The 26,435-nt window shown below is 64.9% G+C and carries 27 protein-coding genes, 2 tRNA genes and 1 pseudogene; 13 read left to right on the top strand and 17 right to left on the bottom strand.

What is annotated here, in order from left to right:
- Both C4S70_RS11510 and C4S70_RS11505 read left to right on the top strand, forming a co-directional pair.
- Nucleotides 1-401 (top strand): IS66 family transposase (locus tag C4S70_RS11510; protein ID WP_146064209.1); only part of this gene is annotated, 401 nt, incomplete at its 5' end.
- A gap of 17 nt (nt 402-418) precedes the next feature.
- A pseudogene (locus tag C4S70_RS11505) lies at nt 419-871 on the top strand (integrase core domain-containing protein); the annotation flags it as partial.
- A gap of 151 nt (nt 872-1,022) precedes the next feature.
- On the opposite strand, the gene C4S70_RS11500 reads toward C4S70_RS11505, so the two are convergent.
- The 5 genes from C4S70_RS11500 to C4S70_RS11480 form a co-directional block, all read right to left on the bottom strand.
- A tRNA-Met gene (locus C4S70_RS11500) sits at nt 1,023-1,099 on the bottom strand.
- A 202-nt stretch (nt 1,100-1,301) separates the two neighbouring features.
- Nucleotides 1,302-1,778, bottom strand: coding sequence for a cytochrome b (locus C4S70_RS11495; RefSeq protein ID WP_104008240.1), 477 nt, complete (start codon nt 1,776-1,778; stop codon nt 1,302-1,304).
- A gap of 34 nt (nt 1,779-1,812) precedes the next feature.
- On the bottom strand, nt 1,813-2,289 hold the full coding sequence (locus C4S70_RS11490) for an alkylphosphonate utilization protein (RefSeq protein WP_235003811.1): 477 nt from the start codon (nt 2,287-2,289) through the stop codon (nt 1,813-1,815).
- A 175-nt stretch (nt 2,290-2,464) separates the two neighbouring features.
- Nucleotides 2,465-2,686, bottom strand: coding sequence for a CTP synthetase (locus C4S70_RS11485; protein ID WP_146064208.1), 222 nt, complete (start codon nt 2,684-2,686; stop codon nt 2,465-2,467).
- A gap of 32 nt (nt 2,687-2,718) precedes the next feature.
- On the bottom strand, nt 2,719-3,930 hold the full coding sequence (locus C4S70_RS11480) for a pyridoxal-phosphate-dependent aminotransferase family protein (RefSeq protein WP_104008238.1): 1,212 nt from the start codon (nt 3,928-3,930) through the stop codon (nt 2,719-2,721).
- Between the two features lie 204 nt (nt 3,931-4,134).
- Between C4S70_RS11480 and C4S70_RS11475 the strand changes: the two genes are divergently transcribed.
- Nucleotides 4,135-5,991: an ABC transporter ATP-binding protein gene (locus tag C4S70_RS11475; protein WP_104008237.1), complete on the top strand. Its 1,857-nt coding sequence runs from the start codon at nt 4,135-4,137 to the stop codon at nt 5,989-5,991.
- A gap of 4 nt (nt 5,992-5,995) precedes the next feature.
- Here C4S70_RS11475 and C4S70_RS11470 read toward each other — a convergent pair whose 3' ends face one another.
- Nucleotides 5,996-6,691: a TIGR04283 family arsenosugar biosynthesis glycosyltransferase gene (locus C4S70_RS11470; protein ID WP_104008236.1), complete on the bottom strand. Its 696-nt coding sequence runs from the start codon at nt 6,689-6,691 to the stop codon at nt 5,996-5,998.
- 69 nt (nt 6,692-6,760) lie between these two features.
- Here C4S70_RS11470 and ygfZ point away from each other — a divergent pair, with 69 nt between their 5' ends.
- Together ygfZ and C4S70_RS11460 are read left to right on the top strand one after the other, a co-directional pair.
- Nucleotides 6,761-7,501, top strand: coding sequence for a CAF17-like 4Fe-4S cluster assembly/insertion protein YgfZ (gene ygfZ, locus C4S70_RS11465; RefSeq protein WP_104008235.1), 741 nt, complete (start codon nt 6,761-6,763; stop codon nt 7,499-7,501).
- Between the two features lie 82 nt (nt 7,502-7,583).
- Nucleotides 7,584-8,417, top strand: coding sequence for an ABC transporter transmembrane domain-containing protein (locus C4S70_RS11460; RefSeq protein WP_235003808.1), 834 nt, complete (start codon nt 7,584-7,586; stop codon nt 8,415-8,417).
- Nucleotides 8,418-8,568: 151 nt separating this feature from the next.
- Here C4S70_RS11460 and efp read toward each other — a convergent pair whose 3' ends face one another.
- Entirely contained in the window at nt 8,569-9,132 is a 564-nt protein-coding gene (gene efp, locus C4S70_RS11455; RefSeq protein ID WP_104008234.1) for an elongation factor P, read from the bottom strand.
- A 222-nt stretch (nt 9,133-9,354) separates the two neighbouring features.
- Between efp and C4S70_RS11450 the strand changes: the two genes are divergently transcribed.
- A complete protein-coding gene (locus tag C4S70_RS11450) occupies nt 9,355-9,675 on the top strand; it encodes a DUF6280 family protein (RefSeq protein WP_104008233.1) in 321 nt (106 codons plus the stop codon).
- Nucleotides 9,676-9,849: 174 nt separating this feature from the next.
- Here the strand turns inward: C4S70_RS11450 and C4S70_RS11445 are convergent.
- Nucleotides 9,850-9,936 (bottom strand) — tRNA-Leu (locus C4S70_RS11445).
- Nucleotides 9,937-10,085: 149 nt separating this feature from the next.
- Here C4S70_RS11445 and lipB point away from each other — a divergent pair.
- Complete coding sequence (lipB, locus tag C4S70_RS11440) at nt 10,086-10,751, top strand: lipoyl(octanoyl) transferase LipB (RefSeq protein ID WP_104008232.1); 666 nt, start codon at nt 10,086-10,088, stop codon at nt 10,749-10,751.
- 18 nt (nt 10,752-10,769) lie between these two features.
- On the opposite strand, the gene C4S70_RS11435 is transcribed toward lipB, so the two are convergent.
- The 3 genes from C4S70_RS11435 to C4S70_RS11425 form a co-directional block, all read right to left on the bottom strand.
- Nucleotides 10,770-12,443, bottom strand: coding sequence for an alpha/beta fold hydrolase (locus C4S70_RS11435; protein WP_104008231.1), 1,674 nt, complete (start codon nt 12,441-12,443; stop codon nt 10,770-10,772).
- A gap of 321 nt (nt 12,444-12,764) precedes the next feature.
- Complete coding sequence (locus tag C4S70_RS11430) at nt 12,765-13,673, bottom strand: cation diffusion facilitator family transporter (RefSeq protein ID WP_104008230.1); 909 nt, start codon at nt 13,671-13,673, stop codon at nt 12,765-12,767.
- Between the two features lie 50 nt (nt 13,674-13,723).
- Nucleotides 13,724-14,140 carry an HIT family protein gene (locus C4S70_RS11425; protein WP_104008262.1) on the bottom strand — a complete coding sequence of 139 codons (417 nt, stop codon included), beginning with the start codon at nt 14,138-14,140 and terminating at the stop codon, nt 13,724-13,726.
- Between the two features lie 229 nt (nt 14,141-14,369).
- Here C4S70_RS11425 and C4S70_RS11420 point away from each other — a divergent pair, with 229 nt between their 5' ends.
- The 4 genes from C4S70_RS11420 (at nt 14,370) to C4S70_RS11405 (ending at nt 18,607) form a co-directional block, all read left to right on the top strand.
- A complete protein-coding gene (locus tag C4S70_RS11420) occupies nt 14,370-16,037 on the top strand; it encodes a cytochrome c oxidase subunit I (protein ID WP_104008229.1) in 1,668 nt (555 codons plus the stop codon).
- Nucleotides 16,038-16,233: 196 nt separating this feature from the next.
- Nucleotides 16,234-16,746, top strand: a complete 513-nt coding sequence (locus C4S70_RS11415) for a Hint domain-containing protein (protein ID WP_104008261.1) — start codon at nt 16,234-16,236, stop codon at nt 16,744-16,746.
- 149 nt (nt 16,747-16,895) lie between these two features.
- The gene (locus tag C4S70_RS11410) at nt 16,896-17,345 is read left to right on the top strand and encodes an NUDIX hydrolase (RefSeq protein ID WP_327315451.1); all 450 of its coding nucleotides are present in this window, start codon (nt 16,896-16,898) and stop codon (nt 17,343-17,345) included.
- Between the two features lie 77 nt (nt 17,346-17,422).
- Nucleotides 17,423-18,607 carry a dipeptidase gene (locus C4S70_RS11405; protein ID WP_104008227.1) on the top strand — a complete coding sequence of 395 codons (1,185 nt, stop codon included), beginning with the start codon at nt 17,423-17,425 and terminating at the stop codon, nt 18,605-18,607.
- A gap of 71 nt (nt 18,608-18,678) precedes the next feature.
- Here the strand turns inward: C4S70_RS11405 and rpoH are convergent, their stop codons facing one another.
- On the bottom strand, nt 18,679-19,575 hold the full coding sequence (rpoH, locus tag C4S70_RS11400) for an RNA polymerase sigma factor RpoH (protein WP_104008260.1): 897 nt from the start codon (nt 19,573-19,575) through the stop codon (nt 18,679-18,681).
- A gap of 163 nt (nt 19,576-19,738) precedes the next feature.
- Nucleotides 19,739-20,770 carry an RluA family pseudouridine synthase gene (locus C4S70_RS11395; RefSeq protein ID WP_104008226.1) on the bottom strand — a complete coding sequence of 344 codons (1,032 nt, stop codon included), beginning with the start codon at nt 20,768-20,770 and terminating at the stop codon, nt 19,739-19,741.
- Here C4S70_RS11395 and C4S70_RS11390 point away from each other — a divergent pair.
- A complete protein-coding gene (locus C4S70_RS11390) occupies nt 20,769-21,095 on the top strand; it encodes a DUF6476 family protein (protein WP_104008225.1) in 327 nt (108 codons plus the stop codon). The two genes, C4S70_RS11395 and C4S70_RS11390, sit on opposite strands and share 2 nt — an antisense overlap.
- A gap of 32 nt (nt 21,096-21,127) precedes the next feature.
- Here the strand turns inward: C4S70_RS11390 and C4S70_RS11385 are convergent, their stop codons facing one another.
- From C4S70_RS11385 to C4S70_RS11370, 4 genes are all read right to left on the bottom strand, one after another.
- Nucleotides 21,128-22,135, bottom strand: a complete 1,008-nt coding sequence (locus C4S70_RS11385) for a GGDEF domain-containing protein (protein WP_104008259.1) — start codon at nt 22,133-22,135, stop codon at nt 21,128-21,130.
- 17 nt (nt 22,136-22,152) lie between these two features.
- A complete protein-coding gene (locus C4S70_RS11380) occupies nt 22,153-22,740 on the bottom strand; it encodes a heme NO-binding domain-containing protein (protein WP_104008224.1) in 588 nt (195 codons plus the stop codon).
- Nucleotides 22,741-22,831: 91 nt separating this feature from the next.
- Nucleotides 22,832-24,391 (bottom strand): trimethylamine methyltransferase family protein, encoded by a 1,560-nt coding sequence (locus C4S70_RS11375; RefSeq protein ID WP_104008223.1) that lies wholly within the window; start codon nt 24,389-24,391, stop codon nt 22,832-22,834.
- Between the two features lie 113 nt (nt 24,392-24,504).
- Nucleotides 24,505-25,410: a LysR family transcriptional regulator gene (locus C4S70_RS11370; protein ID WP_104008222.1), complete on the bottom strand. Its 906-nt coding sequence runs from the start codon at nt 25,408-25,410 to the stop codon at nt 24,505-24,507.
- Nucleotides 25,411-25,504: 94 nt separating this feature from the next.
- On the opposite strand from C4S70_RS11370, the gene metF reads away from it, so the two are divergent.
- Nucleotides 25,505-26,374, top strand: coding sequence for a methylenetetrahydrofolate reductase [NAD(P)H] (gene metF, locus C4S70_RS11365; RefSeq protein WP_104008221.1), 870 nt, complete (start codon nt 25,505-25,507; stop codon nt 26,372-26,374).
- Nucleotides 26,375-26,435 lie beyond the last annotated feature (61 nt).

Below are 26,435 nucleotides of genomic sequence, written 5' to 3'. Positions count from 1 at the left end.
AAGAAAGGTCAAAGCCGGTCATCGGCGACTTCGAGACCTGGCTTACCACCCACCGCGCCCGCGTTTCTGCCAAATCCCCGCTCGGCGAGGCCCTCAAATACATCGCCAAATACTGGGACGGGCTGACCCTGTTCCTGAACGACGGCCGCATCGAGATCGATTCAAACACCGTCGAACGCACCATCCGCCCCATAGCTCTAAACCGGAAAAACGCCCTCTTCGCCGGTCACGATGCCGGCGCCCAGAACTGGGCGATGCTGGCGTCGCTGATCGAAACCTGCAAACTCAACACCGTCAATCCCCACGCCTGGCTGACCGGCACCCTCACCGCCATCATCAATGGCCATAAGCAATCCCGGATCGAAGAACTCCTGCCCTGGAACTACGCAAATCCAGTGTGACCAGCGCACCGCTTACCGATGGGCGGGCCTACCGTAGCCTGAACATCATCGATGAATACACCAGGGAGGCGCTCATGATCCGCGTTGATCGCAGGCTCAACTCCACGGACGTGCTGGATGCACTGACCGACTTGTTCATTCTGCGTGGGCCGCCGGAATACATCAGGTCCGACAATGGGCCGGAGTTCATCGTCCAAAAGGTGCGCGACTGGATCGCCGCAGTCGGGGCAAAGACCGCCTACATCGAACCAGGATCACCCTGGGAGACCGGATACTGCGAAAGCTTCAACGCCCGGTTCCGGGACGAACTGCTCAACGGCGAAATCTTCTACAGCCTACGCGAAGCCCAAATCCTGATCGAGCAATGGCGGATCCACTACAACACCGTCAGGCCACACAGCGCATTGGGCTACCGTCCACCCGCGCCGGAAAGCTTCATCCCAATGGACCAGAGACCGATCATGCACTAACAATCGAACCGGACCACCCCGTGGGGGCACACCAGTGTTAAGTAAGGCTCCCAGGTGACGATGGCGCTGATCGGGTGATGGGATCAATGATGGTACAGCATTTTCTGTTCCACAAAAACACCGGTTAAATCAATGTATTAAATGGAGGGCTTGGTAGCGGAGGAGGGACTCGAACCCCCGACACGCGGATTATGATTCCGCTGCTCTAACCAGCTGAGCTACTCCGCCGAGACGAGGGGCGATTTAGGCGAGCAGCGCCGAAGGGTCAAGCCGAAAACGTAGGCCGCAGCAAAACTTTTTTCGACTTTCGCAAAAAAGATCGGCCAGGTCGGAACGGCCGAACGGGCGGCGACGGCCTCACGGGCTGCCGACCCCCGAACCTGACGGGCCAGCGCGCAGCGCCGGCCCGCAATTTCCCTGTCTGCTGGATTCAAGGCCGCATTCGGGCGATCAGATTCGTCCCGAGAATGAACTGGTGATACATCGCGCCCAGCACATGCAGGCCGACCAGGAACAACAGGAAGTTGCCAAGAACCTCGTGCACTTCGCCAAACGCGCCGATGCCGCCGAACCACGCGGTCAGACCCGTCACGGGAATCAGGACCATCGCGGCATAGAGCGCCCAGTGCGTGAGCTGCGCCACGAGCTTCAGGCGTTCGGATTCCTCCTCGGGCGGCTGGGGCGCGCCCCGGACCAGGCGCAGAACAAGACGCCACACGACCAGCGCGAGAATCACGATACCACCGTAGACGTGCACGGCGACGCCCGGCCCCGAAGTCACTTCGATCCCGCGCATCATCTGGCGGAACGCCTCGCCCACGGGATCATCGGACAGGAACTGAACGGCGGTCAGAACGGCGGTCAGCCAGTGCAGCACGATCTGCAGGCGGGAATATGACTGGGTCATCGACTATCTCCTCTTCTTGACACCTGTTGCCGCGTCAACGTTTCTTTACGAATTTCGTCAGGATCACGATACGCCGCCCCTCGACCCGGCCTTCGATATGTTCGGGGCTGTCCGCAACCAGCGAGATGTTGCGCACCGCAGTGCCGCGCTTGGCGGTGAAGCCGGCGCCCTTCACCGGCAAATCCTTGTTCAGCACCACCGTGTCGCCTTGGGCAAGCACGGCGCCGTTGCTGTCGCGATGCTCGACCGATACTTGCACATTGTCGGCCCATGCGCGCGTTTCATCGTCCAGCCAAAGCTGATCGGCCAGGTCGCGGGCCCAATCGTGATCGGACAACCGCCCCAGCATCCGCGCCGCCAGAACCTGCACTGCCGGTTCCTCGGACCACATGGACGAGGCCAGGCAACGCCAGTGGTTGGGATCCGGCGCCCCATCGATCTGAGCAATGCATGTCGAACAAAGATTTGCAGTAGCCCCTTCCGGGCCACCGCTGACGGGATAGGCGGTCAGATCCGCCGGGCTTGCGCAAAGCGCTCATGTCATGGGCATGTTTTCCCTGTGTCACTCGGCCCGGAAATTCCAGCATCCGTAGTTTCAACGGCCGCCATGTATGCGCAGAACGACCTCCGAAACAGGGAAAATGCGTAATACTTTGTATCGCATTGTCGCGGGTCGCGATGCGGCACTATTTTCCGGTCAAGTTCCGCGCCACGACGCGCGCCACCGGAAAGGCCACGGCAAAGCCCAGCCCGATCGCCGCCAGCAAGGCGCCCGTTCCCGCAACCCCGGACAACAGAACCGCAACGATTCCGATCCCCGACAACGTGGCCCCGATGAATAGGTGAAGAATGAGATACAGGTGAAACATCTGCGTCCTGTCGATCATATACTTGAATGAGATTGACATCCGGCGAAGTTGCCGGCCTTTTCGCTCTCCCTTTATGCCGCCCCTGCAATCACTTGCGCCGCGGCATCCACCGCGCCGCGCCCATGCGGAATGTCCAGCGCGGTCAGCCCGGCCTCGATCCCGCCCAGCAGGCCAAGGATCATGTGGCCGTTGACATGGCCCATGTGGCCCAGCCGAAAGAACCCGTGCCAGGCCGGATCGCCCGGCGGCGCCATGCCCAGACCGATGCCCAGCGTCAGCCCGAGATTGCGCTCGACCCAGTCGCGCAGCGCGGTGCCGTGGGGTGCGCCGATGCGCAGCGCGGTGACCGCGTGGCTGCGAAAGGCCGGATCGGCCACGTTCAATTCCAACGGCCCGCCCTGCCCCCAGACCTCGCAGGCCGCCCAGATCGCGCGGGCCAGGCGTTCGTGGCGGACCCAGACATGCACCATCCCCTCGGCGTGGATCATGTCCAGCGCCGCGCGCAGGCCGTAAAGGTGATGGGTGGGCGCGGTGCCGTTGAAATACTGGTAATACTCTTCCGGGTTGGCCCGCGGCGCCCAGTCCCAGTGGCGGCTGACCCGCGGCATCGCCGCACGGACCGCGGCTGCACGGTCGTTGAAAAAGACAAAGCCCAGACCGGGCGGCACCATCAGCCCCTTCTGGCTGGCCGTCACCATCACGTCCACGCCCCAGGCGTCCATCTCGAACCGGTCGCAGCCCAGCGAAGCAATGCAATCGACCATCAAGAGCGCCGGATGCCCGACCTCGTCCATCACCGCGCGCAAGGCGGCGATGTCGTTTCGGACCGAACTGGACGTATCCACATGCACCGCCAGCACCGCCTTGTAGCGGTGCCCGGTATCCGCGCGCAGCGCCTCGCCGATCCGGTCCAGATCCCAGGGCGCGGACTTGCCGAAATCGAGGATCTCGGCCTCGGCCCCCAACCCCTGCGCCATTTCGGCCCAGCCATGGGCAAACCGGCCGCTTGCGGGCACCAGGACGGCATCGCCCGGCGCCAGCACGTTGGCCAGCGCGGCCTCCCATGCGCCGTGACCGTTGCTGATGTAAATGGCCACATCGTGATCGGTCCGCGCCACGCGCTTGAGATCCGGGATCAGGCCGTGCGTCATTTCGATCAGCTCGCCGGCATAGATGTTGGGCGCCGATCTGTGCATGGCGCGCAGCACAGCCTCGGGCATGACCGAGGGGCCGGGAATGGCAAGATAGCTGCGCCCCTGGGACAGGGTCGGATCGTCGGACATGGATTCGCCTTTGCTCGCGTCCGGCGCACAGTATCGGCCTTTTCCCCGGCGTCAAATGGCGGAATGCCATACCCTTTTCCGTAACCTTTTCGCGGCGCCCGACTTTCCTCCTTTGCCTTGCGCGGGTGGGCCGGTGGGCTTAAATGGGCCGGCCATGACGACCCGCCCAGCCTCCCCGCCCGGCCCCTGCCGAGGCACGCTCGGATGAGCCGGAAACCCGCGTCCTCGCGCGATCTGGCGCTGTGGCTGTGGCGCGGCTATCTGCGCCCGCATGTCGGCCTGATGCTGCTGGCCGGGCTGTTCATGCTGATCGAAGGCGGCGTGATCGGCGGCGTCAGCTACATGATGCAGCCGATGTTCGACCTGATCTTCGTGGCCGGCAATACCGATGCGCTGGTCTGGGTCAGCCTTACCTTCTTTCTGTTGTTCACCGCCCGCGGCCTGTCCAGCGTCGCGCAAAAGGTGCTGCTGGTGCGGATTTCCCAGAATGTGGGGGCCGCGCTGCGGCTCGACCTGCTGAAACGCCTGATCCGGCAGGACACGGCGTTCCATCAGGACCATCCGCCGGGCTACCTGATCCAGCGGATCCAGACCGATGTCGAGGCCGTCAACAAGGTCTGGCGCGCGATCATCACCGGCGCGGGGCGCGATGCGGTGTCTCTTGTGGTGCTTCTGGGGGTGGCGATCAACGTGGACTGGCGCTGGACGCTTGTCATGCTGATCGGCGTGCCGCTGGCGCTCGCCCCCATCGCATGGGCGCAACGCTATATCCGCAAGAAGGCGGCACAGGCCCGCGACCTGGGCGCGACGCTGGCCACACGGCTGGACGAGATCTTTCACGGCATCGTTCCGGTCAAGCTCAACAATCTCGAAGACTACCAGGTGCGGCGCTTTACCGACGACACGGAAAAATTCGTCCGATCGGGGATTCGCACGGCGTTCGGATCGGCCGGGATGACGGGCATCATCGACATCATGGCGGGGTTGGGCTTCATGGGCGTGCTGCTCTACGGCGGCTCGCAGATCATCGACGGCGACAAGACCGTGGGCCAGTTCATGAGCTTCTTCACCGCGATCGGGCTGGCCTTTGACCCGATGCGCCGGCTCGCCGCGGTCAGCGGGGTCTGGCAGGTGGCCGCGGCCGCGCTGGAACGGCTCAAGGGGCTGATGGAGGCGCCGATCCGTCTGGTTTCTCCCGAAAACCCGGTTGCCCCGCCGAAAGGCCTGCCCGACATCGCGCTTGAGAACGTGTCGCTGTCCTATGGCGACGCGCAGGTGCTGCGTGGCCTTACCCTCCACGCCGAAGCCGGCAAGACCACGGCGCTGGTGGGTGCCTCGGGGGCGGGCAAATCGACCGTGTTCAACCTGCTCACCCGGCTGGTGGATCCGCAGGCCGGCAGGGTCAAGGTCGGCGGCGTGAACGTGCGCGACATGGCCCTGACCGATCTGCGCAACCTGTTTTCCGTTGTCAGCCAGGAGGCGACGCTGTTCGACGAAACCCTGCGCGAAAACATCCTGCTGGGGCGCACCGATGTCAGCGACGCGCAATTGCAGCGGGTGCTGGACGCGGCCCACGTGTCGGACTTCCTACCCAAGCTGGAAAAGGGGCTGGACACCCGCGTCGGCCCGCGCGGCTCGGCGCTTTCGGGCGGGCAGCGGCAACGGGTGGTGATCGCCCGGGCGCTGCTGCGGGACACGCCGGTGCTGCTTCTGGACGAGGCCACCAGCGCGCTGGATGCGCAGTCCGAACAGGTGGTGCAGGAGGCGCTGGACCGGCTGTCGGGCGGGCGCACCACCATCGTCATTGCCCACCGTCTGTCAACCATTCGCAACGCCGACAAGATCGTGGTGATGGATCGCGGCCGGGTGGTGGACGAAGGTACCCATGACGAACTGCTGGCCCGCGGCGGGCTTTATGCCGACCTCTATCACTTGCAGTTCCAGGAAGGCCGGGAGCTGGTCGATCCGCAGGGATCGGTCGCATTGGCCGAACATGTCGAACAGATGGCCGCGCCGAACCCGTCCTGGCTGCGGCGGCTGGCGCGCAAGGTGTTCGGCTGACGCGCTATTTCCGGTAGGACGCGGCCAGCCGCTCGGGTGATGCGCCGGCAAGATACCGCGCCAGCGTCCAGAGGTTGCGCCCGCCCCGTTTCAGCCAGCCCTCGCGCAGGTAGCGTTCGGCGCTGGTCGCGGCGCAGGCGGGCAACAGCGTGAATCGCCCGCGCCGGTTCCGAGAAAGCGCGCGCGCGATCGCCACGTCCTCCATCAGCGGCTGATCGGGATAGCCGCCCGCCCGGTCGTAATCGGCCCGCCGCACCAGCAGGCCCTGATCGCCATAGGGCAGCCCGAAGGCCCGCGTGCGCAGATTGGCCCAGCCCGCCACCCAGCGCGGCATCGCCCCCGTCGCGCGAAAGGCCAGCCGGAACGCGGCCGGCCCCGATCCGGGGCGGGCCATGTGCGCCTCTGCCGCCGCGACCCAGCCGGGCGACAGCACCGTATCGGCGTGCAGGATCAGCAGCCAGTCGCCCCGCGCAGCCGCGCAGCCCCGCCGCAGCTGTCCCCCGCGCGAGGGCGGGCCGGTCACGATCTCGGCCCCGGCCGCCTCGGCGATCTCGCGGGTCGCGTCGGTCGAGCCTCCGTCGGTCACGATCAGTTCGCGGATCAGCCCCGCCGGGACGCCGGGATAGAGCGCCGACAGGCAGTCCGGCAGCGCATCTGCGGCGTTCAGCGTGGGAATGACGACACTCAGCCCGGCGCGCATCCGCGGCTCCCCTGTTCATTGTGGCGGCGTTTCCTATATCACGGGGCGGGAAACGCAGGGAACACGAACATGACCGATACGCGCCGCATCCTCCGCCTGACAGGGGCCGACGTGATGACCTTCCTTCAGGGGCTCATCACCAACGATGTCAAGAAACTGGACCGGGGTCTTGTCTATGCCGCCCTGCTGACCCCGCAGGGCAAGTATATCGCGGACTTCTTCCTGGTCCGCGACGGCGAGGACGTGCTGCTGGACGTGGCCGAACCGCTGGCGGACGCGCTGGCGCAGCGACTGGGCATGTACAAGCTGCGCGCCGACGTGACGATCGAGCCGACCGCGCTGCACGTCCAGCGGGGCACCGGCCCCGCGCCCCAAGGCGCCCTGCCCGATCCGCGCCACCCGGACATGGGCTGGCGCGCCTATACCCCCGCGCCCGAGACCGACGACGGAACCGACTGGGACGCGATCCGCGTGCGCCACTGCATCCCCGAATCCGGCATCGAGCTGACCCCCGACACCTATATCCTGGAAGCCGGGTTCGAGCGTCTGGGCGGCGTCGATTTCCGCAAGGGCTGCTATGTCGGGCAGGAAGTCACCGCGCGGATGAAACACAAGACCGAGCTGCGCAAGGGCCTGCGGAGGGTCAGCGTCGATGACACCGCTCCGCCGCCGGGCACCGAAATCACCGCCGATGGCAAACCGGCGGGCACTCTCTACACCTGCGCGGGCGGCGAAGGCATCGCCCATCTCCGCTTCGACCGGGCAACGGGCGCGATGCGCGCGGGCGATGCGGTGATCCGGCTGCTCTGACGGGCACGGCGGCGGGCTTGCGGTTTCGCCGCGTCCGGGCCAAGACTTGGGCCGAACGAAACCTCTCGGCACGAGGTCAGCCTTGATCGCCCTTTATGCCGCCATCTGGCGGGTCAGCGGAAAACGCCAGATCGTCCTGATCCTCTTGTCGATCGCCATCGCCGCGCTTGCCGCGGTGCCGCTGGAGTTCCAGCGCGACATAATCAACCTGCTGACCGAAGGCGACATTCAGCCGCGTGAGCTGTTCCTGCTGGGCGCGGGCATGTCGCTGGCGATCCTGCTGAGTCTCTCGCTGAAATGGATCTCGGGCTATCGCTCGGGCATTCTGGGCGAGGACGTGATCCGCCTGATCCGCAATCGCCTCGTGCAGCGCGCGCGGGAACAGGGAGAAAAGAACCGCGTGCCGCTGGGCACGCTGACCACCGCGATCTCGGCCGAGGCCGAAGAGCTTGGCAAATTCGCCGGCAGCGCCTTTTCCGAACCCGTGGTGCAGATCGGCACGCTCGTCAGCGTGATCGGCTATATCGCCTCGACCCAGCCGGGACTGGGCGGGATCGCGCTGGCGATGATCCTGCCGCAGGTGGTGCTGGTCTATCTCTCGCAGAAAAAGGTCAACGCGCTGCTGGCCGAACGGGTCCGGGTGCTGCGCGCCACCACCGACAGGATCACGGCGCAGGATCCGCGCGGCATCTCCGGCGCGGTGGCCGAGGATTTCGACCGCATCTACGAAACCCGCCGCCGCATGTTCCTCTGGAAGCTTTCGACCAAGTTTCTGCTCAGCGCGATCAACGGCGCGGGGATGGTGGCGGTGCTGATGCTGGGCGGCTGGCTGGTGCTGCGAGGCGAAACGGATGTCGGCACCGTGGTCGCGGCGACCATGGGGCTGGGCGGATCCAGGGGCCGACCGCCTTTCTGATCGCCTTCTACCGGCAGGTCAGCGCCAACCGGGTGAAATACGACCTGCTGCGCGATCTGTTCGAACAGCCCCGCCGGGACGCGCGGTAATTGGCAAAGGAAAAGGCCGGACAGCCCTACAGCCGCCCGGCCCCGATCGCGCGGATCGCGCCTCAGGCGCGCTCGACGTATTCGAAGGTTTCGGTATTGACCACGATATCCTCGTCCGGGCCGACGAAGGGCGGCACCATCACCCGCACGCCATTGTCCAGAACCGCCGGCTTGAAGCTGTTGGCGGCGGTCTGGCCCTTCACCACCGGCTCGGTCTCGACCACCTTGCAGGTGACCTTTTGCGGCAGCGTCGCGTTCAGCGCCTCGCTTTCGTAATATTCGATCTGCACCACCATGCCGTCCTGCAGGAACGGGCGGCGCTCGCCCAGGATTTCCGCCGGCAGTTCGATCTGCTCGAAGGTTTCCTGATCCATGAAAACCAGCATCCCGTCGTTTTCATACAGGAACTGCTGGTCCTTCTGTTCCAGCCGGACACGCTCGACCTTGTCGGCCGAGCGGAACCGCACGTTGTCCTTGGACCCGTTGCGCAGGTTGCGCAGCTCGACCTGCGCGAAGGCGCCGCCCTTGCCCGGCTTGACGTGATCGACCTTGACCGCGACCCACAGCCCGCCATTGTGCTCAAGCACGTTACCGGGCCGGATCTCGTTGCCGTTGATCTTGGCCATGACGCATTAATCCTTCTGCATATGCTTGATGATCGCTTGGGCGCTCCTATATCTGGCGGGACCGCACCTGACAAGACAACGATATCTCGTTTCGCAACCGCAGCAAGCTATGCGCCTGACGCAACGTAGCCATGCAGTTTTGGGGTATCCGAATCACGCGGGATCGGTCATAAGCGTCGCCACGCCGGAAAATGCAAGAGCAATAAGACCAAGGGTAACGAGATGAAAGATTTCGTTGACGGCACCGCCTTCAACAACGAACAAGGCAACCGTGCCCGCAAACTGTTCGCGGCCGTCGTTCTGGCCGCGCTGGACGATGCCATCGCCGATGACAAGAAATACGGCAATGGCCCCGAGCAGATCGCCCGCTGGGCCCGGTCGCGTGACGGGCGCGAGGTGCTGAGCTGTGCCGGCATCGATCCCAACGAGCGCGTGGTCAAGGGGCTGATGGAATTCGTCGCCCGCGGTGTGCGCACCTCGGTCGCGCTGTCGCGCGAGGAAAGCGAACGCCGCAACGCCGCCGCCCAGGCCGAAGCCGCCTGAGCAGCAAGGCTTCACCGGAAAAAAGCGCGCCCTTCGCGGCGCGCTTTTCTTTTGGGGCTGTATTTTCGCGCAGAGACGGAAATTTCCAAACCGGAAATCGGGCCGGACAAGCGGCGTCAGCCCCGGCCCGCATGGACCATTTCTTCTGTCATTTCCGGGGATCCGGCCCAGAAATGGTGCGGTCGAGAAGACTCGAACTTCCACGGGTGTTACCCCACAGCGACCTCAACGCTGCGCGTCTACCAATTCCGCCACGACCGCACTGTCTGGCTCGGTGTTTCGGGCGTATAGACCAGGCCGAAGAGCTTGTGAAGAGGCAAAACGCAAATCAGGACCGTCAATCTACGCGTGCACACCCGCGCCGGTGGTTGCCTCTTTTCCCGCGCGGCGGGACCGGATAAGCAGGCGGCATGGTTGAATGGATCATCTCCGAAGGGCTGACGGATTACGACGAAGCGGTCGCCTTCATGGAGGACCGCGTGGCCGGGATCGCCGCGGGCGAGGCCGAGGAATGCGTCTGGCTGCTCGAACATCCGCCGCTCTACACCGCCGGCACCAGCGCCCGGCGCGAGGATCTGCTGACCCCCGACCGCTTTCCGGTCTACCGGACCCGCCGCGGCGGCCAGTTCACCTATCACGGCCCCGGCCAGCGGGTCGTCTATGTCATGCTGAATGTCGGGCGGCGCGGACATGACGTGCGCCGCTTCGTGCAGCAGCTGGAACGCTGGGTGATCGCCGCATTGGCCGAGTTCAACGTCACCGGCCACATCCGCGAAGGCCGCGTCGGCGTCTGGGTGGAACGGCCCGACAAGCCGCCCACCGCCACCGGCGGGCTGCGCGAGGACAAGATTGCCGCGATCGGCATTCGACTTCGCAAATGGGTCAGCTTCCATGGCATCTCGATCAACGTGGACCCGGATCTGGAGCATTTCTCGGGGATCGTGCCCTGCGGCATCACCGAACACGGGGTGACCAGCCTGGTCGATCTGGGCCTTCCGGTCACGATGGCGGATCTCGACGTGGCGCTGCGCCGCCAGTTCGACGCCATCTTTGCCGAAGCAAAGGACGGCGCCTGACCGACCTGCCCGCCCGGCCTAGTTCGACGCGGCCGCCCGCCCGGTCAGCTCGTCCAGCGCGTCCAGAACAAGATCGGGATGTTCATAGACGATCAGTTGCCCCGCGTTCTTGATGAGCCGCAGATCGACATTGTCGCGCCCCTCGGCAAAGGCGCGAGCCATCTCGGGCGTGATCACCGGGTCTCGGGCGCCATGCAGCAGGATCACCGGCGCCGCCGGCTGCGGGATCAGGGACCGCCAGTCCCTGACCGCGAAATGCGCGTCGCCCAGAAACCCCAGATAACTCTGCTGCACCGAAAAGCAATAGCCCGACCGGATCCACCCCACGAGATCCAGCCGCCGGATCACGTCATGATCATGCGACCCGGGCGGGAAGATGCCGTGCACGAGGTCGTCGAAATCCCGGCTGTCGATCTGCGCCATTCCCAGCCGCAGAACCATGGGCAACAGCGCGGGCGCGTAGCGCGCCGTATAGGCCGCCGACCGCTGATAGGCGGCCATGCTGTTCAGATCCCGCCGCCGGATGATCGGGACGGCCCCTCCGACGACCACCATGCCGGCCGTCCGACCGTGAAGCAGTCCGGTCAGGACATGTCCCGAAATGGCGCCGCCCAAATGGGCCAGAATCACCGGACGATGCAGTTCCATCCGCTCCGTCATCTCGGCGACATGCGACGTAAAGATATCAAGGGCCTTTCGTGCGTCCGAGACGGGATCGGATTGCCCGAACCCGGGGCGGACCGGCGCGATGACCCGATACCCCCTGTCGTGGAACCGCCGGTGCAACGCCTCGATCGGCGACACGCCGTCCTGCATGCCGTGCAGAAAGATCAGCGGGTATCCATCCGCCGGCCCGACCGACAGCACCTGCATCCTCAGCCCGCTTTTCATTTCCATGATCTGCGACTGCAACGGCTCCCGTCCCGAGCCGCCCGGTGTCGCGCCCGGTTCCGTCTTTATGAGATAAGCCACCAGCCGGATCAGATCCGTCTGACCCGGCGCGCCGGTCTTGGCCAGAACCGACTTGGCCTGATTGCGCACGGTATGCTCCGACCGGCCGGTCTGACCCGCGATTTCACGCAGGGAAAGCCCCGCCATGAGCCCCCGCACCACGCCGACCTCGGCTCGCGACAGGCCAAAACTGTCGGTCAGCATCTGTTCGGCCTGCGGCCCCCAGTGATAATCCAGCGCCTCGATGACCAGAAGCGGCTCCTCGCCGGGCTCGGCACGCGCGATCAGATGGCGGGGGGCGTCCTCGCGGATCAGAACCCGCGCGTCTGTCTCGAACGCGCCGTCCCGCAACCCCGCCACCAAATCCTCCAAGACCGACCTCGATCGCGCCGACAGTGTGACTTCCAGCGCTGCAATCCGGTCCGATCCCCCCAGCGCCGCGCGAGCCTCGCCCCCGGCCGAGATGACACGCCCCCGGCCATCGGCAACCATGACGAACCCGCCCGACCGCGCCACGCGATCCGCCAAACCGGCCTCGGGCTGGCTCCGCCCCAGGCGGTCGAGGATTTCATGGGCGCGCTTGAAATGGGCGGCCAGTTCCGGGTCGATCTCGATCTCCGGGCCGGTCTTGTCGAGATCGACGGGCGCGGCGAGAACCTCGGAGATGTGGTCGCGCCAGATCTCGAGAAAGGCACCGAACCGCCCCGGGCGAATCACGGCTTCGTAGATCGCCGCGATCACCTGATCCCGCGTCGCCGGATGCGGGCCGCCAAATCGTCTGTCGCCGTCGATGCGCGTATCCTCCCTGCCCCTGCACCCGCCATGGGTTGCCGCGCGGCTCTCCTGCGGCAGTTGCCCGGGTGGGCGAAGATGGAACTGCCGTCAACATCGGGAAATTTCGCGCGGGAACGGATAAAGTCAACTGGCTGCGCGGGAAAAACGCGTTTTTGACCCAAATGGGTCATGCGCCCCGCGCAATTGGCGCACACAATGAGACTACTTTAAGTGAGTGAGTGGTGTTTGATTCGTATCTGCCGCCGCGGTTCAGCCGTGGCGGCAATTTCATCCGCCGATCCTCTGCGGGGTCGCGCAGGCATGGGCGGAACATTCGATCTCCAGTGTCATTTTGCGGATGCCGAACCGTGTGCCGAGATCGGCCCTGATCCTTGCCTTGACGGCATCGGCATGCGCCCATGCGCCGGGCGCGATCACCAGATGCGCATCCAGCGCGGGTTCGTGTTCGCCGATCGACCACAACCTGAGATGATGCACGCCGGCGACATCGGGATCGGCCTCGATGGCACGGGCCACTTCTTCGGCGTCCAGGCCTTCGGGGCTGCCCAGCATCAGGTGGCGGATCACCGGCCGGATTTCGGCCCGGACATGCCACAGGATGTATCCCGCGATCAGCAGGGTCACCGCGGGATCGACCCAGGTCCAGCCCCACAGGACCACCGCCGCGCCCGCCACGATCACCGCAACCGAACCCAGCGCATCGGCCAGGTTGTGCAGAAAGGCCGCGCGGATGTTCATGCTGGATTTCGACATCGACCAGGTCAGCGCCGCGGTGACCAGATCGACCGCCAGCGCGATCCCGGCGACCCAGATCACCAGCCAGCCCTCCACCGGCTCGGGCCGGGCGATGCGCCAGAGGCCTTCGTAGACCAGATAGAGCGCAATCAGAACCAGCGTGGTAAAATTGACCAGCGCGGCCACGGCTTCGGCCCGGCCATAACCGAAATTCATCCGCCCGTCGGCGGGACGGCGGGCGATGCGGCGGGCGACGAAGGCGATGATCAGCGAAACCGCGTCGGACAGATTGTGCAGCGCATCCGCGATCAGCGCCAGCGACCCGGACAGAATGCCGCCCACCACCTGCGCCACCGTCAGCGCAACATTGACGCCCACCGCCCAGGCGATGCGGGCATCCCCGGCATCTGCGGGCACATGGTGGTGATGATCATGCGGCATCCCGCCCCCTTTCGGCCGACCGTGGTGGCGCGGCCCGATCCGCCCTCCGATCAGTCCAGCGCCGCGCGAATCCTTTCAGCGTGCCGCGCAATCGCCTCCATGTCGCCCATCTGCCCAGGGGGGCGCAGCTTCACGCCCTCGTGCCGGGGCAGAACGTGGAAATGCAGGTGGAACACTTCCTGCCCGCCGGCCGCCTCGTTGAACTGCTGGATCGTCACCCCGCCCGCGTCAAAGGCCTTCATCACCGCCCGCGCCATCTTCTGCACGGTGTTGATGACTGCCGCCAACTGCTCGGGCGAGGCATCGAGAATGTTGCGGCAGGGCGTCTTGGGGATCACCAGGCAATGTCCGTCGGCGCGCGGCATGATATCCATGAAGGCCAGCGTGTCGTCGTCCTCGTAAATGCGGGTGGACGGGATCTCGCCGCGCAGGATCCTGGCAAAGATGTTGTCGGGATCATAGGTCATCGGAGGTTCCTTGCAGTTTTCGTCGCCCGAGTTGTGCGCCTGGCGCGGCGCAGCGTCAAGGTCGGGCCGCGGCCTGTCTCGATTGACTTGCGTCAAGCCGGGCGCGGCAATTTATCTTGATCCAGATCAAATTCCGCCATTGATGCACCGGACCTGACCTTTTAAAAACGCTGTGAAAATCCGTGCGCTGGTGTCCCGGCGCGCGTTCGAACATGACAGGAGGGACCTAATGGCGGACGCAGCCATTCATGGACATGAGGACGACAGGGGGTTCTTCACCCGCTGGTTCATGTCCACCAACCACAAGGACATCGGCATCCTATACCTGGTCGTTTCGGCGATTCTGGGTTTGATTTCAGTCAGTTTCACCGTCTTCATGCGGTTGGAACTGATGGAGCCGGGCGTCCAGCACATGTGCCTTGAAGGTGCGCGGCTGTTTGCCGATAGCTCGGCCGAATGCACCCCGAACGGGCACCTGTGGAACGTGATGATCACCTATCACGGCGTGCTGATGATGTTCTTCGTGGTGATTCCCGCGCTGTTCGGCGGCTTCGGCAACTATTTCATGCCGCTGCAGATCGGCGCGCCGGACATGGCGTTCCCGCGCATGAACAACCTCAGCTTCTGGCTCTATGTCGCCGGTTCGTCGCTGGGCGTGGCCTCGCTGCTGGCGCCGGGCGGCAACGACCAGCTCGGCTCGGGCGTGGGCTGGGTTCTGTATCCACCGCTTTCCACCACCGAAGGCGGCTACTCGATGGATCTGGCGATTTTTGCCGTCCACCTGTCGGGCGCCTCGTCGATCCTGGGCGCGATCAACATGATCACCACCTTCCTGAACATGCGCGCACCGGGTATGACCCTGTTCAAGGTGCCGCTGTTTTCGTGGTCGATCTTCGTCACCGCCTGGCTGATCCTGCTGTCGCTCCCCGTTCTGGCCGGCGCCATCACCATGCTGCTGATGGACCGCAATTTCGGCTTTACCTTCTTTGACCCGGCCGGCGGCGGTGACCCGATTCTGTATCAGCACATCCTGTGGTTCTTCGGCCATCCGGAAGTGTATATCGTGATCCTGCCCGGCTTCGGTCTGATCTCCCACGTCTTCGCGACCTTCTCGCGCAAGCCGGTCTTCGGCTATCTGCCGATGGTCTGGGCGCTGATCGCGATCGGCGCTCTGGGCTTCGTCGTCTGGGCGCACCACATGTACACCGTCGGCCTGAGCCTTCGTCAGCAGGCCTATTTCATGCTGGCCACCATGGTCATCGCGGTGCCCACGGGCGTGAAGATCTTCAGCTGGATCGCCACCATGTGGGGCGGCAGTCTGGAATTCCGCGCGCCGATGCTGTTCGCGCTGGGCTTCCTGATCCTGTTCACGATCGGCGGGGTGACCGGCATCGTGCTCAGCCAGGCCGGCGTGGATCGGGCCTATCACGACACCTATTACGTGGTCGCCCACTTCCACTATACCATGTCGATGGGCGCGGCCTTCTGCATCTTTGCCGGGGTCTATTTCTACTTCGGCAAGATGACCGGCCGGCAGTACAACGAGTTCTGGGCCAAGGTCCATTTCTGGCTGTTCTTCATCGGCGTGAACCTGACCTTCTTCCCGCAGCACTTCCTCGGCCGTCAGGGCATGCCGCGCCGCTATATCGACTACCCGGAGGCCTTTGCCTACTGGAACAAGATCTCGTCGATGGGCGCGTTCCTCAGCTTCGCCTCATTCATCCTGTTCTTCGGCATCATCCTCTATGCGCTGTTCCGCGGCGCCCGGGTAACCGAAAACAACTACTGGAACGAATACGCCGATACGCTGGAATGGACCCTGCCCTCGCCGCCGCCGGAGCACACCTTCGAGACGCTCCCCAAGCGCGAGGACTGGGACAAGAGTCACGCGCACTGATCCAGTCGGACCGAACCACGGGAACGGGCGGCACCTTCGGGCGCCGCCCGTTCTGGTTTCTGGCCACCGGTGTTCATCCCATCGTTCATCCCATCGCGCACATCCTGCCGCCTCCGGCAAAGAATGTCCGCGACATTGCCGGAATTCTGCCCTAATCCTGAAGAAAAAATGAACAGGCAAATCGAGCGAGATGACCATGACCAGCCCCCTGCAAGGGCGCCTGGCGGAGAACCGCGCCCAGCTGCGCACCGTCTCCGTTCCGCCCATCGAAACCGGCCTTGTCGCGACCACCGTCGTTCTCACGGGCGACGGGGAACTACCTGTCGAATTCCTGTGCGAAGACGACCGCATTCTGACGCGGGACGCCGGGATGGTTCGGCTCAAATCCCTGATCCGGCACGAACAGACAGTGGACATGGTCGGGATAGCGGCGGGATCGCTGGGGGACATGCGCCCCGAAACCGATCTGGTGTTGCCGGTCGGGCAGCGGATCCTGATCCGCGACTGGCGGGCGCGGGCCCTGCGCGGGACCGGGCAGGCCATGATACGCGCCGATGACCTGATCGACGGCGAATTCGTGCGTGCGCTGGGTCCATGCCGGGTCATCACGCATCATCTGATCTTCGACCGGTCGCACGTGATCTATGCAGGCGGGCTCGAACTCGAGGCGAATCCCCAACTCTGGCCAGCGCAGAAGCTGGCAGCCTGACCCCGACGAACACCCGCAAAGTCCCCGTCGCTCGGGCACCGCGCCGATGCGGTTTCGCGTTGGCATCGACCCGTCAACAGCGTATCCTGCCCCCAGTTGCCAGAACCACAACAGGCAAACCGAGGCCGGCAGTCCTCACGATGGGAAAGATGGGCAAGAACGAGTGGCAGGGAGCCGTCCAGCCAATGGCGCTGCGCCCCGAGAGGCAGCAGGTGGCGGCCCTGTGCTATCGCAAGAAGGACGACAGGAAGCAGGTGCTGCTGATCACCAGCCGCGACACCGGGCGCTGGATCATTCCCAAGGGCTGGCCCATGGAGGACCGCAGCGATGCCAAGGCCGCGCTGCAGGAGGCGTGGGAAGAGGCCGGCGTCACCGGCCGCCTGACTGCGCGCAAGCCGATCGGCCATTACCGCTATCTCAAGCTGCTCAAGGACGGCTCGACGGTGCCGGTGGAAACCGACGTCTATCCGGTCAAGGTCAAGGGTCTTGCCACCAAGTATCCCGAAGCCGGCCAGCGCAAGCGCAAATGGGTGTCGCCCAAGAAGGCCGCCGAGATGGTGCAGGAACCCCAGCTCAAGGAGCTGCTGCTGTCGCTCTGAACGGCGGACGTAAAGTCACCCTTTTCCCATTGCCGTCGCCCCCCTACCCTGCCGGGCAAGGCAAAAGGGAGGCATTCATGCGCAGTTTCGGAAAATGGCTGGGCCGTTTCCTGCTGATCGGGGTCGCGATCGGCGGGATCGTGTTCTTCGGGTTCGTTCCGGCCTATGTTGAGGACGCAAGAAACAACGTCTTGGACCACGCGCCCTACCCGGTGTCGGACAGGGCACAGGCGCTGCATGACAGCCTGATCGTCGGCGACTGGCACGCCGATCCCCTGCTGTGGAGCCGCGATCTTACCGAACGCGGCACGCGCGGACAGGTGGACATCCCACGGCTGATCGAAGGCAATGTGGCGCTTCAGGTCTTTACCGCAGTGACCAAAAGTCCTGCGGGCTTGAACTATGACCACAACGATCCGGATGCCTTTGACAACATCACGCTGCTGGCGGTTGCCCAGATGTGGCCGCACCGCACCTGGACCTCGCTTTACGAACGCGCCGCCCATCAAGCCGACAAGCTGCATGATTTCGAGGCCCGCTCGGCCGGGCGGTTGAAGATCATCAAGACCGCCGCCGATCTCGAAACGGTGCTGGAGGCGAAGGCCCGCGGCGAGAAGATCGTAGGCGGTATCCTCGGCATCGAAGGGGGGCACCCGCTGGAAGGCCGCATCGAAAATCTCGACCGGCTGGTGGACAAGGGCTATCGCCTGATCGCGCTGCAGCATTTCTTTGACAACGAACTGGGCGGCACGCTACACAGCCGTGCCAACAACGGTCTGACCGATTTCGGCCGGCAAGTGGTGCGCGAGGTCGCCCGCCGGCCTCTGATCCTGGACGTGGCGCATTCCTCGACCCGCGTGGTTGAAGAGGTGCTGGAGATGACCGACATTCCACTGGTGCTGAGCCACACCGGCATCCATTCCCACTGCGAGGCACACCGCAACATCCCCGACGACCTGATGAAACGCGTGGCCGAAACCGGCGGCGTGGTGGGGATCGGATATTGGCGCGACGTGACCTGCGACGAAAGCCCTGCGGGCATCGCCGCCACCATAAAGGCCGCGATCGCGCTTCTGGGCGAGGATCACGTCTCGCTGGGCTCCGATTTCGACGGGGCGGTGGAAACGGCTTTTGACACCTCGGAACTCTCGGCGCTCACCCAGGCGATGCTGGATGCTGGCCTGACCGAGGCGCAGATCCGAAAGGTCGCGGGCGGCAACATGGTGCGCGTGCTGCGGGCGCGGCTGGGCGCCGGATCCTGACGGCCCGACGAAAAACCCCGCCTGTCGGCTGACAGGCGGGGTCCCGAGGGTCCTGGGAGGATGCAGCCCCCTCAGGCGTCTTCCAGCATGCCCTTTTCGCGGGCGAGTTCGCGCATCTTCTTCTGCAGCTTCTCGAAGGCGCGCACCTCGATCTGGCGGATCCGTTCGCGGCTGACATTGTATTGCTTGCTCAGCTCTTCCAGCGTGACCGGCGTGTCGGCCAGACGGCGCTGGGTCAGGATATCCTTTTCTCGGTCGTTCAGAACATCCAGCGCCTGCGCCAGCAATTCGCGCCGCGCCTCCAGCTCGTCGCGCTCTTCGAACTCGGCGGCCTGGTTGGCGTTTTCGTCGGTCAGCCAGTCCTGCCACTGCATCGCGCCGTCTTCGTCGCTGCCCACCGTCGCGTTCAGCGATGCATCCCCGCCCGACATGCGGCGGTTCATGCCGATGACTTCGTCTTCGGTCACGCCAAGATCGGTCGCGATCTGCTTGACCTTGTCGGGATGCAGATCGCCATCTTCGAGCGCGCCGATCCGCGCCTTGGCCTTGCGCAGGTTGAAAAACAGCTTTTTCTGCGCGCTGGTGGTGCCCAGCTTCACCAGGCTCCACGACCGCAGGATATATTCCTGAATCGAGGCGCGGATCCACCACATCGCATAGGTGGCCAGCCGGAACCCCTTTTCGGGGTCGAACCGCTTGACTGCCTGCATCAGGCCGACATTGGCCTCGGAAATCACCTCGGCCTGCGGCAGGCCATAGCCGCGATACCCCATCGCGATCTTGGCCGCGAGCCGCAGATGGCTGGTGACCAGCTTGTGCGCGGCCTCGGTGTCCTGATGATCTACCCACCGTTTGGCCAGCATGTATTCCTCTTCCGGCTCGAGCATCGGAAACTTGCGGATTTCCTGCATGTAGCGGTTCAGACCGCCCTCGGGCGTCGGGGCCGGAAGATTTGCGTAATTCGCCATGGACGTCATGTCCCTCCCGTATGTTTAAGGACTTAACATAGCATATGGGTCAACAATACCCCGTCTTCAAGGGGGATCCCAACGATATGCGGCGCCGAGAGTCGTTGAAAGCCACGAAACGGTGCGTTCACGCGCATGTGCTGTTTGTTGCAAGGGCGCGAGATCATGCCGGGCCGCGCAGCGCGGCGATCAGATCGGCCATGTCGCGTGGCAGGGGCGCCTCGAACCGCAGGGTTTTGCCGGTCAACGGATGCACGAAGCCCAGCACGGCGGCGTGCAGGGCCTGGCGCGGAAAGGCGCGGACGGCCTCGGCGGCCTCCGGCGTCACGGCGGTGGCCGCCAGCTTGCGCCGGCCGCCATAGACCGGATCACCGATCAGGCCATGGCCGGCATGGGCCATGTGAACGCGGATCTGGTGCGTGCGGCCGGTTTCCAGCCAGCATTCCACCAGGGCGGCCACGGGGCGCGCGCCGAACGGTTCGACAACGCGCACGCGGGTCACCGCATGGCGGCCGCCGTGGAACACAACGGCCTGCCTCTGCCGGTCGGTCTTGTGTCGGGCCAGCCGTGTGGTCAGCCGCAGGATGTTGCCCGGCTCGAAACTCGCCCCCCGCACCCCGCGCAGGCGGGGATCGTTGGCATCCGGCAGGCCGTAGCAGATCGCGCGGTAATAACGTTCGACCGAATGGGCCTCAAACTGGTCGGCCAGTCCCTGATGGGCGGCGTCCGTCTTTGCCACGACCAGCAGACCCGAGGTATCCTTGTCGATCCGGTGCACGATGCCCGGCCGTTTCACCCCGCCGACGCCGGACAGGTTGCCCCCGCAGTGATGCAAAAGCGCATTGACCAGGGTGCCCGACGGCGTGCCCGGTGCGGGATGCACCACCATGCCGGCGGGCTTGTTGACGACGATCAGGTCGTCATCCTCGAACACCACCTCGAGCGGGATCGGCTCGGGTCCGATATGGCTGTCCTCGGCCTCCTTCACGGCGATCTCGACCTCGGCCCCTTCCGCAACGCGGGCCTTGGCGTCGGTCACCACCGCGCCGTCGATACGCACCGCGCCATCAGCGATCAGCCGCGCCAGGCGCGTGCGCGACAGCGCCGCCGTCTCTGGCACATCGCGCGAAAGCGCCTTATCAAGGCGGGGCGGCGGATTGGCCGCGACGGTGAAAGTGACGATGCGGCTGCCCATGGCTTCCTCTTACCTGCCCGATCCCGACGCGCCGGAACCCGGCAATCTGCGCCTGCTGCGCCGCATGGTGACGGCGCTGATGGCGGTGATGATTCTGGGGTTCATAATGATCGTCGCCATGTTTGTCATCCGCCTGAATGACAGGCCGGAACGCGACGCGATGGTCCTGCCCGATGTGATCACGCTGCCCGAGGGCGTCAAGCCCCAAGCCTTTACCGTGGGGCGGGGATGGGTCGCGGTGGTGACCGATGACGACCGCATCCTGATTTTCGATGCCGCTGACGGCACGTTGCGCCAGTCGGTCACGGTTGCGCCGCGGCCGTAACCCTCGGGCACGCCGGCCGCCTTTTTTGTGCGTCAGTCGCCGTCATGGGAAAACGTGGCGTCATCGACCCCGGCGGTGTCCCCGGCCCCCGCAACACGAAAGCGTCCGCGCCCCGCGCGCTTGGCCGCATAAAGCGCGATATCCGCCCGGTGCAACAGATCCTCGGCCGCCTCTTCGCTGTCCTGTCGAATCGCGATGCCGATGCTGGCCGAGATCCGGCAAGTCTGCTCTCCAACCGGGATCGGTTCTTCCAGCCCCTGGATCAGGCGCCTGGCAATCATCGCGAGCTTGTCAGGATCGACAAGACGCGGAAAGATCAGGACGAACTCGTCCCCGCCGATCCGCGCCACCGCATCCCGTTCCCGCGTCGCCGCGACCATCACCCGAGCCGCCCGCTGCAGAACGGTGTCCCCGGCCGCGTGGCCGTAGGTGTCGTTGACCTGCTTGAAAAAGTCCAAATCCAGATGCATCAGCGCGAAGGTTTCCCCGCTCTCGGACAGGCGGGCAAGAATGTGATCCAGCGCGCGCCGGTTCTTGAGCCCCGTCAGCGTGTCGGTAAAGGCCTGTTCTTCCGCCGCGATCATGCCGCTCTGAAGGCGCAGGTTCAGCTTTCTCGACGCCTCCATTGCCGCGGCGTTGGCCTCGACGAGGTATAGCAGTTCGATCGCCAGGTCCGTGGGGGCGAAGTCACCGGCGGACAGCCCGTGTATGCGCACGGCATCCACCACCGAGATGCCAAAGGACAGGTTCACCACCGCGCCGCCGTCATCGAGCGGCACGACGACCCCCTTCAGCGCCGCGGCCGGATCGTCACGGAATCGCAGGCGCAGGGTTCCGCCGTGGCGCGCCGCGTCAAGCAGCGCATCCATTCCGTCCACGCTGCGCGGCCGGCTTATGGTCACCATGTCCCAAAAGGCCTGCCCCTCGCTGCTTTGCCCGCCGCGAATCTTGCGCAGGGTCGGACCGAAATGGCGCATCACCCCGTCCGGACCCAGCCGAACATGCATCGGGCACAACCTGTCCAGCATGTCGTCGATCATCTCTGCCCCCGGCCCCGTCATCCCGCCTGAACACCCAGATCGAAATGGCGGCCCTCGGAAAATGCGTCCTCCACCAAGGCCACCCAGACCGTTTCCGATCCTCCTTCGGTGACCGACCGCCCAAGGGTCACAAGCGCGCCGTAATCATCGGCCATGGCCCGCAGAACCCCGAGCAACGCGCATCCGAACCCCGGCAGCCCCGGCTGGCAGGTCAGGCTGAACCGGTTTTGCGATTGTTCGCGCACCTCGATCCGGGGCAGACGCAGATCCGCGACCGCCAGCCGGGCGCGATCCGGCAGATCCTCGAACGAATACAGGAAATCGACGTAATCCACGCCCCCGAACCGCAGCAGACGCCGCAGGGATTCGGTTCGCGGGTTCGAGACAAGATAGGTTCCCAGATCCTCCAGAACATCTTCGGCGCCGCGCCCCAGTTCGGCGCAGACCGCATCGAACAGCTTGCGGCTGAGATCATCGTCATAGACAAGCATCGCCTCGAACTCGGAAAACGAAAGCCCGGCGGCAACGGTCGCCCGGCGCCATCGCTCCTTGCCATAGGTTGTGCAGACGAATGACTGCAGCGCCCTGTTTATCAGCCCATGCATTCCCGACCCCCTGATCTTTGGCACAGATTGGCGTCAGAGCGTTAACAGGGGGCTGACAGATCAAATTGCGCCGACTTTTCGGCGCGCGCGTTCAGAAATCCGTGGGCGCGCCGCCCTCGGCCTTGCGCCGGGCGACGAAGTCGGCCAGCTCTTCGCGGATCGCGTCGTCCATCGGCGGAGCTTCGAATTCGGCGATGATCTGCTTGAACAGGTGATGCGCGCGTTCGGGCGTCCAGACCGCGCCGGCGGCTTCCCAGGCCTCGAAATTGCGCCAGTCGCTCAGGAAAGGCTGGTAAAAGGCCTTGGAATAGCGGTCCTGCGTGTGCTGGATGCCGAAGAAGTGCCCATTGTGCCCCACCTCGCGGATGGCATCCACCGCCAGATCCTCGCGACCGGTGGCAAAGACCTCGGGCTCCATGTAGCGCTGGATCTGCTGGAGCAGTTCGCAATCCATCACGAATTTCTCCGGGCTGGCGATCAGCCCGCCCTCGAGCCAGCCCGCCGCGTGATAGACCATGTTCGTGCCCGACTGGATCGCCGCCCAGAGGCTGTTGGACGTCTCCCACATCGCCTGTCCATCCGGCACGTTCGCCGCGCAGCAGCCCGACGACCGCAACGGCAGGCCATAGAACCGCGCCATCTGCCCGGTCATCTGGGTCGAACGCATGTATTCCGGGGTGCCAAAGGCGGGCGCGCCCGATTTCATGTCCACGTTTGACGTGAAGGTGCCGATCGCGCAGGGCGCGCCGGGCCGGACATACTGGAACAGGGCGATCGCGCTCAGCGCCTCGGCGATCGACTGCGCCACCGCGCCGGCCATCGTCACCGGCGCCATCGCCCCGGCCAGCGTGAACGGCGTCACCACAACCGCCTGACCGCGCCGGATCATCCGCAGGCAACCGTCGATCATCGGCTGATCATGCTTCAGCGGCGAGGTCGAGTTGATGTTGGTATACATCCGCGGGCGGGCCTGGAATTCCTCTTCGCTCAGCCCGCCGGCGATGCGCACCATCTCCATCACATCCTCGACCCGTTCCTTGCCGAGGCTGTAGGCGTGCATCGCCTTGTCAGTGAGCGTCAGCTTGTCGAAGAGCACATCGAGATGGCGGATGCTGGCGTGGATGTCCACGGGTTCGACCGGATAACCGCCGGCGAAATGGATACAGTTGAAATATTGCGTCAGTTTCAAAAGATTGGCGCAGGCCTCTCGGGTGCCGGGCACCTTGCGGCCGATTTCCAGATCCCAGTAGTTGGGCGGGGACGAGACATTGCCGAACAGCATGTAGGGCCCGCCCACGATGATCTCGTGGTCCGGGTTGCGCGGGGTGATGGTAAAGCGGTCGGGGGCGCGGCCGACCATCTCCATCACGAAATCGCGGTCCATGCGGACAATGTCGTCGTCAACGCTGCATCCCGCGTCGCGAAAGATCCCCAGCGCCTCTTCGTTCAGAAAGCAGATGCCGGCCTTCTCGAGAATCTGCATCGCGGCATCGTGAATCGCCTGCACGCCCTCTTCGGTCAGCGGCTCGACCGGCCGGTCGATATTGACCGGCAGCCGCCAGGGCATCTGCTCGATCACCGCCGTGCCGCGCCGCGCCGCCGCCCCTGCCCTGCCGCCGCCGCGCCGTCTGCGTTCCGATTGCCGTGCCATGTCGCGCCCTCCTGCTGACTGATGTCAACAAAGACGCAAGACCAACCGCAAAGCCGCGCCGTTTCCGACATTCCCTGTCGCAGTTGACGCACCCCGGTGGCCGCGCTGTCCCGTCACACGGTCTGAAGTCGCCGCGCCTCCTGTCCCGCCAGCCGGATCAGTTCCCGCATGAAGGGCTTGTCCCGGTCATCGACCCGGATCGCGGCATAAAGCGTGCGGGTGATCCCGTCCTTCGTCAGCGGCCGTGTGACGTAGTCCGAAGAATACTTCACCTCGCGCACCACCCAGTCGGGCAGCACCGACACGCCCCGGTTCGACGCCACCAGCAGCAGGATCACCGCCGTCAGCTCCACCTGCCGGATCGCCGCCGGCTCCACCTTGGCCGGGATCAGAAGCTGGCTGAACACGTCCAGCCGCGACCGTTCCACCGGATAGGTGATGAGCGTCTCGCCCCGGAAATCCTCGGCCTCGATGAACGGTTTTGCGGCCAGCGGATGCGCCGCCGCCGCGACGAAGACGGGGGAATAGTCGAACAGCTTGACGAATTCGACCCCCGGCAGATCCTCGGGGTCGGACGACACCACCAGATCCACCTCTTCCTTCATCAGCGCCGGCATCGCGTCAAAGGCCAGCCCCGGCCTGATGTCCACGTCCACGTCCGGCCAGTTGTGGCGGAACGCTTCCAGCACCGGGAACAGCCATTCGAAACAGGCGTGACATTCGATGGCGATGTGCAACCGCCCCGACTTGCCGTCGCGCAACGCGGCGAACTCGGCCTGCGCGGCCTCGACCTGCGGCAGGATCTGCTCGGCCAGCCGCAACAGCCGCATCCCCGCCGCCGACAGCTTCATCGGCTTGGACCGGCGCACGAACAGCTCGACCCCCGCCTGATCCTCCAACCCCTTGATCTGATGGCTCAGCGCGCTTTGCGTGATGTTGAGCTGCTCGGCCGCGCGCGCCAGCCCCCCGCAATCGTGGATCGCCTTGATCGTGCGCAGATGCCGGAACTCCAGGTGCATTATGCGGCAATCCTCATGTTGTTCTTGAGAATAATGAATTTGCCTCACCATCCTCTACATGCGACAAGACCTCAGATCAAGAGGATTGCCGACCATGACCATCCCCGCCGTTTCCTTTGAATTCTTTCCGCCGCAGAACCTTGCCGGCTCGTTCCGGTTGTGGGACACGGTGCAGACGCTGGCACCGCTGGGGCCGCGGTTTGTGTCCGTCACCTATGGCGCGGGCGGCTCAACGCGGGAACTGACGCGCGAAGCGGTTCAGACCATCCACGATCATTCCGGGCTGAACGTGGCCGCGCATCTGACCTGCGTGAACGCGACCCGCGCCGAGACGCTGCAGATCGCGGAAAGTTTCGCCAGGGCCGGCGTGACCGAAATCGTCGCCCTGCGCGGCGACCCGCCCAAGGGCCAGGGCCGCTTCACCCCGCACCCGGACGGCTTCGCCAACTCGGTCGAACTGGTCGAGGCGCTGGCCGCCACCGGCCATTTCACCATCCGCGTGGGCGCCTATCCCGACACCCACCCCGAGGCCGCCAGCACCCAGGCCGATATCGACTGGCTCAAGCGCAAGCTGGACGCCGGCGCGTCCGAGGCGTTGACCCAGTTCTTCTTCGAGGCCGAAACCTTTCTGCGCTTTCGCGATGCCTGCGAAAAGGCCGGCATCGACGGGGCCCGGATCACCCCCGGCATCCTGCCGATCGAGAACTGGAAAGGCGCGCGCAACTTTGCCCACCGCTGCGGCGCGAATGTGCCGCACTGGCTCGAGGATGCCTTCGACAAGGCGCTGCGCGACGGGCGCGAGGATCTGCTGGCGGTGGTGGTCTGTTCGGAACTGTGCAGCGACCTGATCGACGAAGGCGTGGAACGGCTGCACTTCTATACACTGAACCGCCCCGAACTGACCCGCGACGTCTGCCACGCGCTGGGGGTCACGCCCAGGGTGCAGCTTCAGAACGTGGCGTAAGTCTTGAACGCCTGTCGGCGCGCTCCTAGCCTCCTCCGTCGGAAACACCACGGAGCGCGCC

Origin of the sequence: Jhaorihella thermophila (genome assembly GCF_900108275.1) — a bacterium.
GTDB classification, from domain to species: Bacteria; Pseudomonadota; Alphaproteobacteria; order Rhodobacterales; family Rhodobacteraceae; genus Jhaorihella; species Jhaorihella thermophila.
The sequence above is the reverse complement of the archived record's forward strand: the minus strand, read 5'-3'. Positions and strand labels throughout refer to the sequence as shown.

Coding starts and splice junctions, on each gene's coding strand:
- C4S70_RS11495 (WP_104008240.1), bottom strand. CDS start 1,778: ATGACCCAGTCATATTCCCGCCTGCAGATCGTGCTGCACTGGCTGACC.
- C4S70_RS11485 (WP_146064208.1), bottom strand. CDS start 2,686: ATGTCAATCTCATTCAAGTATATGATCGACAGGACGCAGATGTTTCAC.
- C4S70_RS11480 (WP_104008238.1), bottom strand. CDS start 3,930: ATGTCCGACGATCCGACCCTGTCCCAGGGGCGCAGCTATCTTGCCATT.
- C4S70_RS11475 (WP_104008237.1), top strand. CDS start 4,135: ATGAGCCGGAAACCCGCGTCCTCGCGCGATCTGGCGCTGTGGCTGTGG.
- C4S70_RS11470 (WP_104008236.1), bottom strand. CDS start 6,691: ATGCGCGCCGGGCTGAGTGTCGTCATTCCCACGCTGAACGCCGCAGAT.
- ygfZ (WP_104008235.1), top strand. CDS start 6,761: ATGACCGATACGCGCCGCATCCTCCGCCTGACAGGGGCCGACGTGATG.
- efp (WP_104008234.1), bottom strand. CDS start 9,132: ATGGCCAAGATCAACGGCAACGAGATCCGGCCCGGTAACGTGCTTGAG.
- C4S70_RS11450 (WP_104008233.1), top strand. CDS start 9,355: ATGAAAGATTTCGTTGACGGCACCGCCTTCAACAACGAACAAGGCAAC.
- lipB (WP_104008232.1), top strand. CDS start 10,086: ATGGTTGAATGGATCATCTCCGAAGGGCTGACGGATTACGACGAAGCG.
- C4S70_RS11430 (WP_104008230.1), bottom strand. CDS start 13,673: ATGCCGCATGATCATCACCACCATGTGCCCGCAGATGCCGGGGATGCC.
- C4S70_RS11425 (WP_104008262.1), bottom strand. CDS start 14,140: ATGACCTATGATCCCGACAACATCTTTGCCAGGATCCTGCGCGGCGAG.
- C4S70_RS11420 (WP_104008229.1), top strand. CDS start 14,370: ATGGCGGACGCAGCCATTCATGGACATGAGGACGACAGGGGGTTCTTC.
- C4S70_RS11415 (WP_104008261.1), top strand. CDS start 16,234: ATGACCAGCCCCCTGCAAGGGCGCCTGGCGGAGAACCGCGCCCAGCTG.
- C4S70_RS11410 (WP_327315451.1), top strand. CDS start 16,896: ATGGGCAAGAACGAGTGGCAGGGAGCCGTCCAGCCAATGGCGCTGCGC.
- C4S70_RS11405 (WP_104008227.1), top strand. CDS start 17,423: ATGCGCAGTTTCGGAAAATGGCTGGGCCGTTTCCTGCTGATCGGGGTC.
- rpoH (WP_104008260.1), bottom strand. CDS start 19,575: ATGGCGAATTACGCAAATCTTCCGGCCCCGACGCCCGAGGGCGGTCTG.
- C4S70_RS11390 (WP_104008225.1), top strand. CDS start 20,769: ATGGCTTCCTCTTACCTGCCCGATCCCGACGCGCCGGAACCCGGCAAT.
- C4S70_RS11395 (WP_104008226.1), bottom strand. CDS start 20,770: ATGGGCAGCCGCATCGTCACTTTCACCGTCGCGGCCAATCCGCCGCCC.
- C4S70_RS11385 (WP_104008259.1), bottom strand. CDS start 22,135: ATGATCGACGACATGCTGGACAGGTTGTGCCCGATGCATGTTCGGCTG.
- C4S70_RS11380 (WP_104008224.1), bottom strand. CDS start 22,740: ATGCATGGGCTGATAAACAGGGCGCTGCAGTCATTCGTCTGCACAACC.
- C4S70_RS11375 (WP_104008223.1), bottom strand. CDS start 24,391: ATGGCACGGCAATCGGAACGCAGACGGCGCGGCGGCGGCAGGGCAGGG.
- C4S70_RS11370 (WP_104008222.1), bottom strand. CDS start 25,410: ATGCACCTGGAGTTCCGGCATCTGCGCACGATCAAGGCGATCCACGAT.
- metF (WP_104008221.1), top strand. CDS start 25,505: ATGACCATCCCCGCCGTTTCCTTTGAATTCTTTCCGCCGCAGAACCTT.